Source organism: Pseudonocardia sp. ICBG1293 (genome assembly GCF_020131355.1).
In the GTDB taxonomy this organism is placed as follows: domain Bacteria; phylum Actinomycetota; class Actinomycetes; order Mycobacteriales; family Pseudonocardiaceae; genus Pseudonocardia.
Genome location: NZ_JAHLEL010000038.1, coordinates 620536 through 635737, shown reverse-complemented (window position 1 = coordinate 635737; position 15202 = coordinate 620536). Strand labels below are relative to the sequence as shown.

General features: G+C 73.8%; 8 protein-coding genes. 6 read left to right on the top strand and 2 right to left on the bottom strand.

Going from position 1 to position 15202, the window contains the following annotated elements; translation table 11 throughout:
- Positions 1 to 5: 5 nt before the first annotated feature.
- The 5 genes from KPF47_RS16785 to KPF47_RS16765 all read left to right on the top strand — a co-directional run bounded on the left by KPF47_RS16785 (position 6) and on the right by KPF47_RS16765 (position 11803).
- Positions 6 to 1178: a citrate/2-methylcitrate synthase gene (locus KPF47_RS16785; RefSeq protein WP_224389696.1), complete on the top strand. Its 1173-nt coding sequence runs from the start codon at positions 6 to 8 to the stop codon at positions 1176 to 1178.
- A gap of 103 nt (positions 1179 to 1281) precedes the next feature.
- Positions 1282 to 2754, top strand: coding sequence for an MFS transporter (locus KPF47_RS16780; RefSeq protein ID WP_224389695.1), 1473 nt, complete (start codon positions 1282 to 1284; stop codon positions 2752 to 2754).
- A 537-nt stretch (positions 2755 to 3291) separates the two neighbouring features.
- The gene (locus KPF47_RS16775; protein ID WP_224389694.1) at positions 3292 to 5241 is read left to right on the top strand and encodes a 3-oxoacyl-ACP synthase III family protein; all 1950 of its coding nucleotides are present in this window, start codon (positions 3292 to 3294) and stop codon (positions 5239 to 5241) included.
- Between the two features lie 185 nt (positions 5242 to 5426).
- Positions 5427 to 11039, top strand: a complete 5613-nt coding sequence (locus tag KPF47_RS16770; RefSeq protein WP_224389693.1) for a biotin carboxylase N-terminal domain-containing protein — start codon at positions 5427 to 5429, stop codon at positions 11037 to 11039.
- The gene (locus KPF47_RS16765) at positions 11036 to 11803 is read left to right on the top strand and encodes a beta-ketoacyl-ACP reductase (RefSeq protein ID WP_224389692.1); all 768 of its coding nucleotides are present in this window, start codon (positions 11036 to 11038) and stop codon (positions 11801 to 11803) included. Before KPF47_RS16770 ends, KPF47_RS16765 begins: the two co-directional genes overlap by 4 nt.
- Positions 11804 to 11861: 58 nt before the next feature.
- On the opposite strand, the gene KPF47_RS16760 is transcribed toward KPF47_RS16765, so the two are convergent.
- Entirely contained in the window at positions 11862 to 12821 is a 960-nt protein-coding gene (locus KPF47_RS16760) for a YafY family protein (RefSeq protein ID WP_224389691.1), read from the bottom strand.
- 68 nt (positions 12822 to 12889) lie between these two features.
- Between KPF47_RS16760 and KPF47_RS16755 the strand changes: the two genes are divergently transcribed.
- Complete coding sequence (locus tag KPF47_RS16755; RefSeq protein WP_224389690.1) at positions 12890 to 13999, top strand: epoxide hydrolase family protein; 1110 nt, start codon at positions 12890 to 12892, stop codon at positions 13997 to 13999.
- Between the two features lie 7 nt (positions 14000 to 14006).
- Here the strand turns inward: KPF47_RS16755 and KPF47_RS16750 are convergent, their stop codons facing one another.
- Positions 14007 to 15194: a glycoside hydrolase family 3 N-terminal domain-containing protein gene (locus tag KPF47_RS16750; RefSeq protein WP_374108861.1), complete on the bottom strand. Its 1188-nt coding sequence runs from the start codon at positions 15192 to 15194 to the stop codon at positions 14007 to 14009.
- Positions 15195 to 15202: the final 8 nt, after the last annotated feature.

Genomic DNA, 15202 nt, shown 5'->3' with positions numbered 1-15202 from the left:
CGGTCATGACCAGCACCGACAGCATCGGCGCCACCGCCGGACAGGTCCCACCGGGCCTGCGCGGCGTCGCCGTCACCAGCACCCGGATCGGGGACGTCCGCGGCGACGAGGGCTTCTACCACTACGGCCCGTACTCCGCGGTCGAGCTCGCGCGCACCCGCACCTTCGACGAGGTGTGGTTCCTGTTCGTCCACGGCCGCCTCCCGGGTGCCGCCGATCTCGCGGAGTTCACCGCCGCCACCGGGCCCGGCCGGACGCTGCCCGGCGCCGTCGCCGCGCAGCTGCCCGCCATCGCCGACGCCTGCGGGCCCGACCTGCTCGCCGGGCTGCGCACCGCGCTGTCCCTGCTCGGCCCGCAACACGGGATGCGCCCGCTCTGGGACGACCCGGCGGCCGGCAGCGGCGATGCCGCCACCGTCTGCGCCGCGACACCGACGGTGCTCGCCGCGCTACACCGGCTGCGTCACGGCCTGGACCCGGTCGCCCCGCGCACCGACCTGTCGTCGGCGGCGAACTGGCTGTGGATGCTGGGCGGGGCCGAGCCCGAGCCCGCACACGTCCGCGCCCTCGACGCCTATCTCGTCGCGACCGTGGACCACGGGTTCAACGCCTCCACCTTCACCGCCCGGGTGGTCGCCTCGACCGGCGCCGACGTGGCGTCCTGCGTGGTCGCCGCGCTCGGGGCGTTCGCCGGGCCGCTGCACGGCGGCGCACCCGACCGCGCCCTGGAGAGCCTGGACGCGATCGACCGCGAGGCGGGCGGCTCGCCGGAACGTTGGGTGGCCGACCGGCTGGCCGCCGGGATGCGGATCATGGGGTTCGGCCATGCCGTCTACCGCGGTCCGGACCCGCGCTCGGCGCTGCTGCGCGAGGTGGCCGCGGAGCTGGGCGGGCCGCTGCCCGCCCGCGCCGCCGACGTCGAACAGCGGGTGGCCGCCACCCTCGCCGAGCTGCGCCCGGACCACCCGCTGTTCGCGAACGTCGAGTTCCACGCGGGCGTGGTGATGGAGGGGTGCGGGATCCCCCGCAGCATGTTCACCCCGACCTTCGCGGTCAGCCGGGTCGTCGGCTGGTGCGCGCACGTCCGGGAGCAGGCCGCGCAGCGACGGCTGATCCGGCCCTCGGCGACCTACGACGGACCGCCCGCGCCCGAGCCGGTCCCCGCACGCGAGGAATGACCCGGCTTGCCGGACGGGTGACCGACGTGCTCATCTGATGGGTGACTCCCGCTTCGGCGGGTCCCACCCGTCGGCACGATCTGTCACCCACCACGGAGGTCGAGTGTTCCGGGCACGCCGTCCGCACCCGCAGCCCCGGAGCTCCCACCCCGAGGAACCCGCACCGGCCCCGCCGCGCCCCGGCGTCGCGATCGCCGTCCTGGCCTCGTGCGGTCTGCTCGTCTCGCTGGTCCAGACCATGGTCGTACCGCTGCTCCCCCGGTTCCCGGAGCTGCTCGACGTCAGCGGGTCGACGGCCTCCTGGCTGATCACGGCCAACCTCGTCGCCGGTGCGGTGTCGGCGCCGGTGCTGGGCAGGCTCGGCGACATGTTCGGCAAGCGGCGGATGCTGCTCGTCGCGCTGGGCCTGGTCGGAGCGGGGTCGCTGCTCGGCGCGCTGGCGCCGGGGATCGGCCTGCTGCTCGTCGCCCGGGTGCTGCAGGGCGCCGCGTTCGGCGTGATCGCGCTCGGGATGAGCCTGATGCGCGACGTCCTGCCCGCCGACCGCGTCGGGTCCGGGGTCGGGCTCATGTCGTCCTCGCTCGGGTTCGGCGGGGCGATCGGGCTGCCGATCACCGGTGTCGTCGCCCAGTTCGCGAGTTGGCGGTGGCTGTTCGCCGGCGCGGCGGTGCTCGGCGTCGTGCAGATCCTGCTGGTCCGGCGCCTGGTGACCGAGTCGCGGCTGCGCACCGGGGGCCGGTTCGACGTGCCCGGGGCACTCGGTGTCGGCGGGGCGCTGGTGTGCCTGCTGCTCGCGGTCTCCAAGGGCAACGACTGGGGCTGGGCCTCCCCGACCGTGCTCGGCCTGTTCGCCGGCACGGCGGTGCTGGTGGCCGCGACCGTCCGCTACGAGCTGCGCGTCCCCGCGCCGCTGGTGGACCTGCGGGTCTCCGCACGGCCCGCGGTGCTGCTGACGAACCTGGCCTCGGTGCTGGTGGGCTTCGCGATGTTCGCCGGCTTCGTGCTCGCCACCCAGATCCTGCAGGCGCCGGTGACGACGGGGTACGGGTTCGGGCTCTCGCTCGTGGTCGCCGGACTCGTGCTCCTGCCGATGGGCGGCTCGATGGTGGTGTTCTCCTCCGCCTCCGCCCGGCTGTCGCGGCTGCGCGGCCCGCGCACCACCCTGGTGATCGGCACGCTCCTGCTGGCGGCGGGCAACTTCGCCTTCGCCGCGATGCCGTCGACGGTGCCGTTGCTGATGGTCGCCTCCACGGTGGCCGCGGTCGGTGCCGCGCTCGCCTACTCGGCGATCCCGCTGACGATCATGCGGGCGGTGCCGGAGTCGGAGACCGCCGCGGCGAACAGCCTCAACACCCTCGCCCGCCAGCTCGGCACGAGCTCGTGCACCGCGGTCGTCGCCGCCGTCACCACGACCCACGTCCTCGGCGAGGGCGGGCCGCCCTCGGCCCTCGCCTACACGATCTCCTTCGTCGCGGCCGGCGCGGCCGGGCTCGTCGCGACCGTGCTGGTGCTGTTCACCCCGACACCCGCGGCGGAGTCCGTCGCGGCACCGGCACCGGCCGCCGTCGGGGACTGAGTTCCGGACCGGTCGGGAACGGGGGCCGCATTCGACCGACGCATTTCCGGCGGCCCCCGCCCGTACCCGGACCGCCGGGACGCCACGCCGCCCGCGGAGGGACCGTCCACATCGGAGCCGGAGCGACCCCCTCCCCCGTTCGGCCGATGGTGCGGCCCACCAGGTGCGGGTGACGATCACCCCGCCGGCTGTGACGCCCACGACCACGCCGCCGCGTGCACGCGCACGCGCACGCACCGCGACCGGCCGGGCACCCCCAATGATCATTCCACAGTGGACGAGCCCTGCCCGCCAACCTGCGGATTCGCGGAATTCTTTCGGATAACCGACGGGTAGGACCGGCCGGTAACATTCTCCCCGATCCCGGTCCGAGTTGACCGTCCATGCGTGAGAGCGCACACTCGGCGGCTGGATCACATTCCGATCGTGACTGTTCATCGATAGCGTTGCCGGCACCGCAACCGATCCGATCGACCAGGCCGCACCGCATCCCGCCTGGCGATTCCGCCGGTCGACGCCGCTGCTGGAGGTCGTCACATGAAGCCGTTCGTGGTCAACAACCACGACCGAATGGTCTTTCCCGCCAATTTCCTCGGAGAACTCGATTTCTCCGTCATCGACGACCTGAAGCAGTTCACCGCCATCGTCGGTCGCGATTTCGAGGCGAAGGCGCCGACCGGCACCGACATCCTCGAGCGGGTCACCGGTGGCGCGTACGAGAGCCGCTTCGCGCTGCTGCGGGACATGAGCCAGAACCTCTTCTGGGTCAACCGGTACACGCTGACGATGTTCGAGAAGCGTCCGACCCGCTGGCGCGACCTCCCCCGCCACCGCAGCGACGTCTTCCTCCCGCTGCTCACCCCCTGGCGCGACGGCGACAAGAAGGTCCGGGCCGTCGCCGAGGCCTTCGCCGCCCTCCCGCCCACCTGGGACGAGGCCACCGAGCGCCGCATCTTCGACCTGCTCTTCGACGTCTACGGCAACCGCCGCCACCACGCGACCGAGCTGCCCGCGGTCAAGCCGACCGTCGAGCAGTTCCTCACCACCCCCGGCGCGCAGACCTTCGTCGTGCCCCACCACGACCCGGACTACCCGGTGTTCTCGTTCACCGAGATCCTCGACGCGCACGCCGAGCGCCCCGAGCTCGAGGCGCTGACCCGCTGGGCGATGGTGCTGCACAACCAGTACCCCTGGGACCGCGCCGCCACCGAGCTGCGCACCGCCGACGAGATCGGTGACGACGAGTACGTCATCGCCTTCCACCCGCGCAACCGCGACGTCGAGCAGTTCCTCGACCGTGCCACCGGCGCCCGCCCGGCCCGGCGCGGCCGGCTCTCCACCCAGTCCGACCCGGTCGAGCCCGCCACCCCGCTGCCCCCGGTCCGGGTCCGCGAGGCGTTCGCGGTGCAGCCGAAGGTGGAGGCCCTGGCGGTCGTCCGGGGCGAGCACGTCTGCTCCAACGACGACGTCGTCCGCAACTCCGCGTTCTCCTGGTCGCCGATGAGCGCCGAGGAGATCTCCGCCAAGACCGGCATCGACCAGCGCCGCTACACCGAGCTGGACATCGAGGACCTCGCCTGGGCCGCCGCGGTCCGCGCGATCGAGCACTCCGGGCGCGACCGCTCCGAGATCGGTGCCGTGCTCGTCGCCACCTGCACCAGCGAGCGGCTCATCCCGTCGTTGTCGACGTGGCTGTCCGGGCGTCTGGGCCTGCTCCAGACACACTGCTCGGCCGACATCGTCGCCGCCTGCGCCGGGCTGCCCTACGGCCTGTCCGAGGCCGTGCGCCAGCTGCAGGAGGTCCACCGCCCGGTCCTGCTGGTCTGCGTGGAGAAGTTCTCCGACAAGATCGGCAACGTCCGCACCTCGCGGATGATCTTCGGCGACGGCGCGGCCGCGATGGTCATCGCCCCGGCCGCCGAGGGCGAGCGCGGCGACATCGACCTGCTGCAGACCTACGCCTCCGGCCCGGACACCCAGGTGAACTCGATCATCTGGCCGAACCCGGAGTTCGACAACGACATCACCGTCTACGGCCCCGAGGTCAAGGCGCTGGTCGCCCGCTACCTCTCGCAGATGATCGGCGAGCTCACCGAGCAGACCGGGCCCGACGGCGAGGGGTCCATGCTCGACGCCGTCGACCTGATCGTCCCGCACCAGGCCAACAAGACGATGATCCTGCAGCTCGCGGCCACCGCCGGGCTCTCGGCCGACCAGCTGTACTTCAACATCGGGTCGATGGGCAACGTGTCCGCGGCGTCCATCCCGATCGCGCTGTTCGACTCCGTCGCCGACGGCGTCGTGTCCGGCCGGACCCGGGTGTTCGCCCCCGGCTTCGGCGCCGGCGCGGTGGGCGGCTACGCGGTGCTCGAGGTCGACCCGGCCGTGATGGCACCGGAGGTCCACCTGGACCCGACCACCGCGGCGGAGACCGAACCGGCTGCCGCCCCGACCTCCGACGACGTCCGCATCGCCTTCGGAGAGTAGCCACGACCGGGTGACACGGGCCACAGTGGGCGGGAAGATCCCCGCCCGAGAGGTGAGCCCGCCCGCATTCCGGCACCGACCGGGCCACCGTCCGCACCGACCGCCGACCGCACGACGACGATGTCGGTGCGGCACACCGCCGCCGTCCTCGTCGTCGCACCCCGTAGGAGCAGTGAAGCCCAGCCATGTTCTCGCGCATCGCCATCGTCAACCGCGGTGAACCCGCCATGCGGTTGATCAACGCCGTCCGTGAGTGGAACGCCCAGAACGGGCCCGACCGCCGCCTGCGCACGATCGCGCTGCACACCGCGGTCGACCGCCGCGCGATGTACGTCCGCGAGGCCGACGAGGCCGTCCTGATCGGCCCGGACGACCCGGACCACATGGGCGCGAGCCCCTACCTCGACTTCGCCGAGCTCGAGCGCGCGCTGCGTGCCACCCGCGCCGACGCGGTCTGGCCGGGCTGGGGGTTCGTGTCGGAGAAGGCCGACTTCGCGGAGCTGTGCGAGCGGCTGGGGATCACCTTCGTCGGGCCGTCGGCGGAGGTCATGCGCCGGCTCGGGGACAAGATCGCGTCCAAGCAGCTGGCCGAGTCGGTCGGCGTGCCGATGGCGCCGTGGTCGGGCGGGCCGGTCGCCGACGTCGAGGCGGCCCGCAAGACCGCCGCGACCGTCGGCTACCCGCTGATGGTGAAGGCCACCGCGGGCGGTGGCGGGCGCGGCATCCGGTACGTCGCGGGTCCCGAACAGCTCGACGAGGCCTTCGAGCGGGCCGCGTCCGAGGCGTCGCGGACCGCCGGGGACGCGACCGTGTTCCTGGAGCGGGCGGTGTCGGGCGGGCGGCACGTCGAGGTGCAGGTCGTCGCGGACGCCACCGGCGACGTCTGGACCCTCGGGGTGCGCGACTGCTCGGTGCAGCGGCGCAACCAGAAGGTGATCGAGGAGTCCGCCTCCACCGCGCTCGACCCCGAGCAGGAGGCGCTGCTGCGCACCTCGGCCGCCGAGCTGGCCCGCGCCGCGGGCTACGTCAACGCGGGCACCGTGGAGTTCCTGTACCAGCCCGAGGAGAAGCTGCTCTCCTTCCTGGAGGTCAACACCCGGCTGCAGGTCGAGCACCCGGTCACCGAGGCCTGCACCGGCGTCGACGTCGTCAAGCTGCAGCTGCACGTCGCCGCGGGCGGCACCCTGGCCGAGGTCGCCCGCGAGGTCCCGGCGGCGCAGGGCTGGGCGATCGAGGCCCGGCTGACCGCCGAGGACCCGGAGCGCGAGTTCGCCCCCGCCCCCGGCCGCATCGAGCACCTCGCGCTGCCGTCCGGCCCCGGCATCCGGGTCGACACCGGCGTCGCCGCGGGCGACGTCATCCCGCCGCAGTTCGACTCCATGATCGCCAAGGTGATCGCCTGGGGCCGCGACCGCGACGAGGCCCGGGCACGGCTGTCCCGGGCGCTGCGCCAGACCGCCGCGGTGATCGACGGCGGCTCCACGAACAAGGCGTTCCTGCTGGACCTGCTCGACCGCGACGAGTTCCGCTCCGGCGAGCTGCAGACCACCTGGCTCGACACGATGATGGCCGACGGCTACGCCCCGCCGCGCCGCCTCGACGTCGCCCTGCTCGCCACCGCCGTGCAGAGCCACGACGGCCACGTCGCCCGCCAGCAGGAGCGGCTGTTCCGCTCCGCGGAGGCCGGCCGGCCCGAGGTCGGCTACGACACCTGGCACCAGACCGACGTCACCGTCGCCGGGCAGTCCTACAAGCTGAAGGTCGCCCGCACCCGCGCCGGGCGCTACACCGTCGAGCTCGACGGGACCGCGGTCGACGTCGACGTCGAGCGCAACGGCGCCTACGAACGCCGGCTCACCGTCGGCGACCGCTCCTGGACGGTGCTGTCGGTCGCGCAGGAGTCGGACTACCTGGTCGAGGTCGACGGCGCCGTGCACCGCATCTCCGGCGGCGAGGCGGGCATCGTGCGCGCCCCGGCCCCGGCGATGGTCGTCGCGCTGCCGGTCACCGCGGGCCAGACCGTGTCCGAGGGCGACACCCTCGCCGTCGTCGAGTCGATGAAGCTGGAGACCTCCCTGCGGGCGCCGTTCGACGGCACCGTCGCCGAGATCCTCGTCCCGGCCAACACCCAGGTCGACGGCGGCACGAAGCTCGTGCGGCTGGAGCCGTCGGCGGACGCGGACGCCGCCGTCCCCAGCGGGGAACGCGCCGACCTGTCCGCGTTCGCCGGCGCCGGCACCGACACCGACCCCGCGGCCACCGCGGCCGACGCGCTGTCCGCGCTGCGGTTCCAGGTGCTCGGCTTCGACGTCGACGAGCGCCAGGCCCGCCCGCAGCTGCGTCGCCTCGCCGGTGCCCGCGAGCAGCTGGCCGCCGACGACCCGGCGGTGCTCGCGGGCGAGACCGCGGTCCTGCAGATCTTCGCCGACCTGTGCCAGCTCTCGCGCAACCGGTCCGAGACCGACGACGAGACCGGCGAGACCGAGCGCAACCCGCAGGAGTACCTCTACGCCTACCTGCGCAGCCGCGACGCCGACGACGAGGGGCTGCCCGAGTCGTTCCAGGCCAAGCTGCGCCGGGCGCTGGCCCACTACGGCGTCACCGAGATCGACGGTGCCGCGGGCCGGGCCGACGACCTCGGCCCGGCGCTCTACCGGATGTTCCTGGCCCACCGCCGCGCGCCGCAGCAGGTGCCGGTCGTGCTGGACCTGCTGAACTGGCGGCTGCGCCACCCCGAGTCGGTCGCGAACCTGTCCCCCGCCGCGCGCGAGGACTACCTGCGCACCCTCGACGAGGTCGTCGTGGCCACCCAGCTGCGGCACCCCGTCGTCGGGGACACCGCGCGGCTGGCGCGCTACCGGGCCTTCGACGCCCCGGTCGTCGCCGCCGAGCGGGAGCAGGCGCTGGCCGAGGTGCGGGAGAGCCTCGACGTGCTCGCCACCGATCCGGACACCCCGGACCGGGCGCGTCGCATCGACACCCTCGTCGGGTCCTCGGAGCCGATCCTGGGCGTGTTCGGGGAACGCCACGACGCCGTCCTGCTGGAGGTCATGACCCGGCGCTACTACCGGGTGCGGGTGCTGCGCGACCTGGGGCTCGACGAGCACGCGGGCAAGCCGGTGCTGACCGCCCGCTACCAGCACCTGGGCCGGGACCGGACCGTCTTCGCGTCGGTCATCGACAACAACGACCCGGCCGCCGCGCTGGCCGTCGCCGAGGAGCTGCGCCGCCGGGTCGGCGAGCTCGACGGGGACCGCACCGCGCTGGTCGACCTCTACGTCACCTCCACCAAGGCCGACGACGGCGGCGACCCCGACGCCCGCGCCGAGCGGGTCCGCGCGGCCCTGGGCAAGGTGCCCGCGCACCTGCACCGGGTCGCCGTCGCGGTCCGGCCGAACCCGCGGGCCGAGGGCGTCCCCAGCGAGGAGGCCGAGGCACCGACCTGGTTCACCTTCCGGCCGGACGAGACCGGCGAGCTCGTCGAGGACCGCACCCTGCGCGGCATGCACCCGCTGGTCGCGGACCGGCTGCGGCTGTGGCGCTTCCGCGACTTCGAGCTGGAGCGGCTCCCCGCGGCCACCGACGTCCACCTGTTCCGCGCCACCGGCCGCACCGTCACCGCGGACGACCGGCTGGTCGCGATGGCCGACGTGCGCGAGCTGACCGTGCTGCGCGACGAGGAGACCGGCAGGGTCCGCTCGCTGCCGCAGTTCGAGCGGGCGCTCGACGCCTGCATCAACTCGCTGCGCGCCGCCCGCGCCGGCGACCGGACGCTGGCCCGGATGTCGTGGAACCGGATCGCGCTCTACGTGTGGCCGGAGGTCGACGTCCCGCTCGCCGAGCTGGACGCCGTCGTCCGCCGGCTCGCGCCACGCACCGCGAACCTCGGCCTGGAGCAGGTGCTCGTCGAGTTCCGCACCGCCGACCCGGCCGTCACCGGTGGCCAGGGCGGGCCGCGCTCGATGCTGCTGCGGATGTCGCGCCCGCCCGGCGCGGGGCTCACGGTCAAGCTCGACCAGCCGCCGACCGAGCCGATGCGCGAGCTCGACGCCTACGACCAGAAGGTCCTCAAGGCCCGCCGCCGCGGCGCGGTCTACCCGTACGAGATCGTCCCGCTGCTGACCGCCCCGGTCGACGCGGGCCCGGGCACCTGGCAGGAGTACGACCTCGACGAGGCGGGCGTGCCCCGGCCGGTCGACCGCGCTCCGGGCAACAACAGCGCCAACCTCGTGCTCGGCGTCGTCTCGGTGCCGACCCGGCGCTACCCGGAGGGCATGCGACGGGTCGTGCTGCTGGGCGACCCGACCCGCGCGCTCGGCGCCATCGCCGAGCCCGAGTGCCGTCGCGTGCTCGCCGCGATCCACCTGGCCCGCGAGCTCGACGTGCCGGTCGAGTGGTTCGCCGTCTCGGCCGGCGCCAAGATCGCGATGGACTCCGGCACCGAGAACATGGACTGGATCTCCCGGGTGCTGCGCGGGATCATCGAGTTCACCCAGGACGGCGGCGAGATGAACGTCGTCGTCACCGGCATCAACGTCGGCGCCCAGCCCTACTGGAACGCCGAGGCCACGATGCTCATGCACACCCGGGGCATCCTGGTGATGACACCGGACTCGGCGATGGTGCTCACCGGCAAGCACTCGCTGGACTTCTCCGGCGGCGTCTCGGCCGAGGACAACTTCGGCATCGGCGGCTACGACCGGATCATGGGCCCGAACGGGCAGGCGCAGTACTGGGCACCGGACCTCGGCGGCGCGGTGCAGGTGCTGCTGGCGCACTACGCCCACACCTGGACCCAGCCGGGCGAGCGGTTCCCGCGGCCCGCGCCGACCACCGACCCGGTCTCGCGCGACGTGACCACCGCGCCGCACTCCGGGCCGAACTGCGACTTCGGCACGCTGGGCGAGATCTGGGCGCCGGAGACCAACCGGGAGCGCAAGAAGCCCTTCGACATCCGCTCGGTGCTGCGCGGGGTCGCCGACGCCGACCACCCGACGTCGGAGCGCTGGGCCGACATGCACGACGCCGAGTCCGTCGTCGCGCTCGACGCCCACCTCGGCGGTCAGCCGGTCGCGATGGTCGGCATCGAGTCGCGGCCGCTGCCGCGGCGCGGGCCGCGCCCGGTCGACGGGCCGTCGCAGTTCACCGCCGGGACGCTGTTCCCCCGCTCCTCGCGCAAGTGCGCGCGGGCCATCAACGCCGCGTCGGGCAACCGCCCGCTGGTCGTGCTGGCGAACCTGTCCGGGTTCGACGGCTCCCCGGAGTCGCTGCGCGGGCTGCAGCTGGAGAACGGCGCCGAGATCGGCCGGGCCATCGTCAACTTCGACGGCCCGATCGTGTTCTGCGTGGTCTCCCGCTACCACGGCGGCGCGTTCGTCGTGTTCTCCGGGACGCTGAACGACAACATGGAGGTCGCCGCGATCACCGGCTCCTACGCCTCCGTGCTCGGCGGGGCACCGGCCGCGGCCGTCGTGTTCGCGGGCGAGGTCAACGACCGCACCGCCAAGGACCCGCGGATCACCGACCTCGAGGCCCGCATCACCCGGGCCGTCACCGACGGGGACGAGGCGGCCGCCGCCCGGCTGCGCGGCGAGCTCGCCACCCTCCGCCCGGACGTCCGCTCGGAGAAGCTCGGCCAGGTCGCCGAGGAGTTCGACACCCAGCACTCCATCGAGCGGGCGCAGTCCGTCGGCTCGGTGCACCGGATCGTCACCCCCGACCAGCTCCGGCCCTACCTGGCCGACGCGGTCCAGCGGGGCATGAAGCGCACTCTCGACACCCTTGGAGGAAACCCATGACCGCGATCACCGACACCCACCCGGAGCAGCGCGTCGCCATCGTGACCGGGGGTGCGCGCGGGATCGGCGCCGCGATCACCACCACGCTGGCCCGCGCCGGCGTGCACGTGGCCGCCGGATACTCGTCCAACTCCAAGGCCGCCGACGAGCTGAAGGGCAAGCTGGAGGCCGAGGGCGCGTCGCTCTCGGTGCACCAGGGCAACGTCGGCTCGCCCGAGGACTGCCAGCGGGTCGTGTCGGAGGTCCTGGAGCAGCGGGGCCGGGTGGACTACCTGATCAACAACGCCGGCATCACCGTCGACAAGACCGTCCGCAAGCTGACCGTGGACGACTGGCACGCCGTGCTGCGGATCAACCTGTCCGGCGCGTTCTACATGACCAAGGCCGTGCTGGAGCACATGACCGGCAACGAGTTCGGCCGGATCGTCAACATCTCCTCGGTGATCGGCCAGACCGGCGCGATGGGCCAGGCCAACTACGCCTCGTCCAAGGCCGGGCTGATCGGCTTCTCGAAGTCCCTCGCCCAGGAGGTCGCCCGCAAGGGCGTCACCGTCAACTGCGTCGCGCCCGGCTTCATCGAGACCGAGATGGTCGCCGCGGTGCCGGAGAAGGCGCTGGAGAAGATCGTCTCCAAGATCCCGGTCGGCCGCCTCGGCCAGGCCGACGAGATCGCCCGTGCCGTGCAGTTCCTCGTCGACGACCGCGCCGGGTACGTCACCGGTTCGGTGATCAGCGTGAACGGCGGGCTGGACATGGCGTCCTGACCGTCGTTCTCCCCTGCCGAGGGCCTCGCACGGTGTCGTGCGGGGCCCTCGTGCGTACTCAGGTGCCCGTCGTCGCGCGGGTGTAGCGGTCGGCCAGTGCGCGCAGCCGCGCCACCAGCTCCGGTGGCTCGGTGACGTGGAAGTCCAGGTCGAGCAGCCCGACGTACACCGCGACGGTCTCGATGCTGTCCGCACCGGTCACGAGGACGCAGTGCGTGTCGTCGACCTCCTCGACCGCGCCGACGGCCGGGTTGATCCGGGCGAGCACCGTCGACGCCGGCGCGTCCACGGTGATCCGGACGTGCACCTGCCAGCCGGTCGAGGCGACCTCGCGCAGCACCAGGGCCGGGTAGTCGCCGCCGGGCAGCGGGTCCGGGACGAAGGTGCGTCCGGTCGCCGGCCGCGGGTTCGCCAGGTCGACCCGCCAGGTCCGCCAGCCGCCGTCGAGCCGCCCGACCAGGTACCAGCGCCCCTGCCAGGCCACCAGCCGGTACGGCTCGACGGTGACCGGCCACTCCTGCCCGGGCAGGTCGAGCCGCACGCAGGTGTGGTCGCGGACCGCGGTGGCGAGCTCGGTGAGCACCACCGGGTCGACCTCCGGGTCCGGGTCGACGGTGTCGGTGTTGCGCGGCCCCGCGACGGTGCCGTCGTGGATGGCGGCGACGCGGCGGCGCAGCCGGTCCGGGAGCACCTGGTCGAGCTTGGCCAGGACGCGGTCGCCGCTGTCCCCCAGCCGCCCACCGGTCGCGCTCACGGTGCGCAGCCCGATCGCGACGGCGACGGCCTCGGCGTCGTCGAGCTGGAGCGGGGGCAGCCGGGCGCCGGGCCCGAGCCGGTAGTGCCCGGCCCCGCCCCGCACGGCGTGCACCGGGTAGTCGAGGGCGCGGAGCCGGGCGACGTCGTTGCGGATGGTGCGGGTGCCGACGCCGAGCCGCTCCGCCAGCTCCGGTGCGGTCCACTCCGGACGGCTCTGCAGCAGCCCGAGCAGGGCGAGCAGGCGGGCGGCGGTGTCGGCCACGGAACCTCCCGGGATCGGGTCGCCGAACAGGAACGGAGCGTTCCTGTTCGGGCGGCAGGCTAGCGCCCATGACGCCGTTCACCGTGCAGATCCCGCAGTCCGACCTCGACGACCTCGCCGACCGTCTGTCCCGCACCCGGCTGCCCCGTCCCGCGCCGGGCGACGACTGGACCTACGGCACGCCGAACGCCTGGCTGGCGGAGACCGTCGCGTACTGGCGCGACGGCTTCGACTGGCGGGCCCAGGAGGAGCGGATGAACGCCCACCCGCAGTACCTCACCGAGATCGACGGCCAGACCCTGCACTACGTGCACGTCCCCTCGGCCGAGCCCGGCGCGACGCCGGTGCTGCTGCTGCACAGCTGGCCCGGCTCGTTCACGGAGTTCCTCGACGTGATCGGCCCGCTGACCGACCCGGTCGCGCACGGCGGCCGCGCCGAGGACGCCTGCTCGGTGGTGGTGCCGTCGCTGCCCGGGTTCGGCTTCAGCACCCCGCTCGCCGGGGGCGGCTGGACCACCGCCCGGATCGCCGCGACGCTGGACACCCTGATGCGCCGGCTCGGCTACACCTCCTACGGGGCGCACGGCAGCGACGCCGGGGCACTCGTCGCACGCGAGCTCGGCCTGCTCGACCCGCCGGGGTTCCTCGGGCTGCACGTCCTGCAGCTGTTCTCGTTCCCGTCGGGCGACCCGGCCGAGTTCGAGCGGCTGGGACCGGACGACCACGCCGCACTGGAGTTCCTGCAGTGGTTCTCCTCGGTCGGCGGCTACAACGGGATGAACGCCTCCCGCCCGCAGACGATCGGCGCGGCGCTGGCCGACTCACCGGTCGGGCAGCTGGCCTACTCCGAGCTGTTCGCGTCCTTCGGCAACGGCACCGCGCTGGTGAGCCGTGACCAGCTGCTGACCCAGGTGTCGCTGTACTGGCTGACCAACACCGCGGCGACCTCGGCCCGGATCTACTTCGAGGACGCACGCGCCGGCGCGGAGCCGCGGGTGAACCACGCGCGGACCGGGGTCGCGGTGTTCGCCTCGGACTTCCGCACGGTCCGGGTGTTCGCCGAGCGGGACAACACCCAGATCGAGCACTGGAGCACCCACGAGGAGGGCGGACACTTCGCCGCCCTGGAGCGGCCCGCCGAGCTGGCCGCCGACATCCGGGCGTTCTTCGCCGGCTGAGCCCGCGTCAGCCCCGGGTGCAGAGCCCTTTGGCCGCCAGCACCCGGGCGACGGCGGTGTCGTTGTCCTGCGCCGTGATCCGCCCGTCGGCCAGTGCCTTCTCCGCGGCGTCGAGCAGCGGCGCGACCGGGGTGACGTTGGAGAACAGCGCCATGTCCGCACCGGCGCTCAGTGCCCGGGTGGCGGCCTCGGCGAGCCCGAACCGGTCGGTGATCGCCTTCATCGCGCCGAGGTCGTCGGTCATGGCCAGACCGTCGAACCGGTAGTCGGCTCGCAGCAGGCGGTAGGTGGCCGCGTCGATGCTGGTGGGCACGTCGGAGGTCAGACCGGGTACGTCGAGGTGGCCGAGCATGACCCCGACCCGCCCGTCGAGCGGCTTCCCCGGCCCGACGAGGTCGGCGTAGGGCCGCAGGTCGTTCCCGCGCAGCTGCTCCAGCGGCGGGGTGCTCACCGATCCCTTGTGCGAGTCGCCGGAGCTGTGCCCGTGACCGGGGAAGTGCTTGAGGACCCCGAACACTCCGCCGGCCTGCTGCCCCTCGGCCCAGGCCGCGGCGTAGCGGGTGACGGTGGCCGGGTCGTCGGAGAACGACCGGTCCCCGATGACGGCGGTGCGCGGCTGGTCGGAGACGTCCACCGACGGCGCGAGGTTCCAGGTGACGCCGCGGGCCCTCAGCTGTCCGGCGCGCTCCCGGGCGATCTCGGTGACCTGCTCGGGGCTCTCGGACGCGGCCATCTGCCGGGCGCTGGGGACGTCACCGTCGAGCTCGTCGATGCGCTGGACCCGGCCGCCCTCCTCGTCCACGGCGACGGCGAGCGGCGTGCGGGACGCCGTCTGCAGCGCCGCGAGCCGGTCCTGCTGCAGCAGCGCGGTGTCGTTGCCGCCGAGGAACACCCCGCCGACCTGCGAGGCCCGGACGATCGCGGTCGCCCCGGCCGGGTCGGCGGCGTCCACCCCGACCATGAGGCGCTGGGCGAGCCGGTCGCGCGGGGACAGTGCCGCCACCATCGGGGCGCAGGTGTCCGGGTCCGGCGCCGGCTGTGCCGCCGGCGCCGCCTGCGGCCGGGCGCCCGGTTGGGCGGCGTCGGTGCTGTTCGCGGTGAGCTGCGGCCCGGCGACGGCGACGAGGCCCGCCGTCAGCGCGCCCACGACGGCGGCGGTGAGCAGTCCGGTGCTGCGACGGCGTCGCTGCCGGATCACGGGGT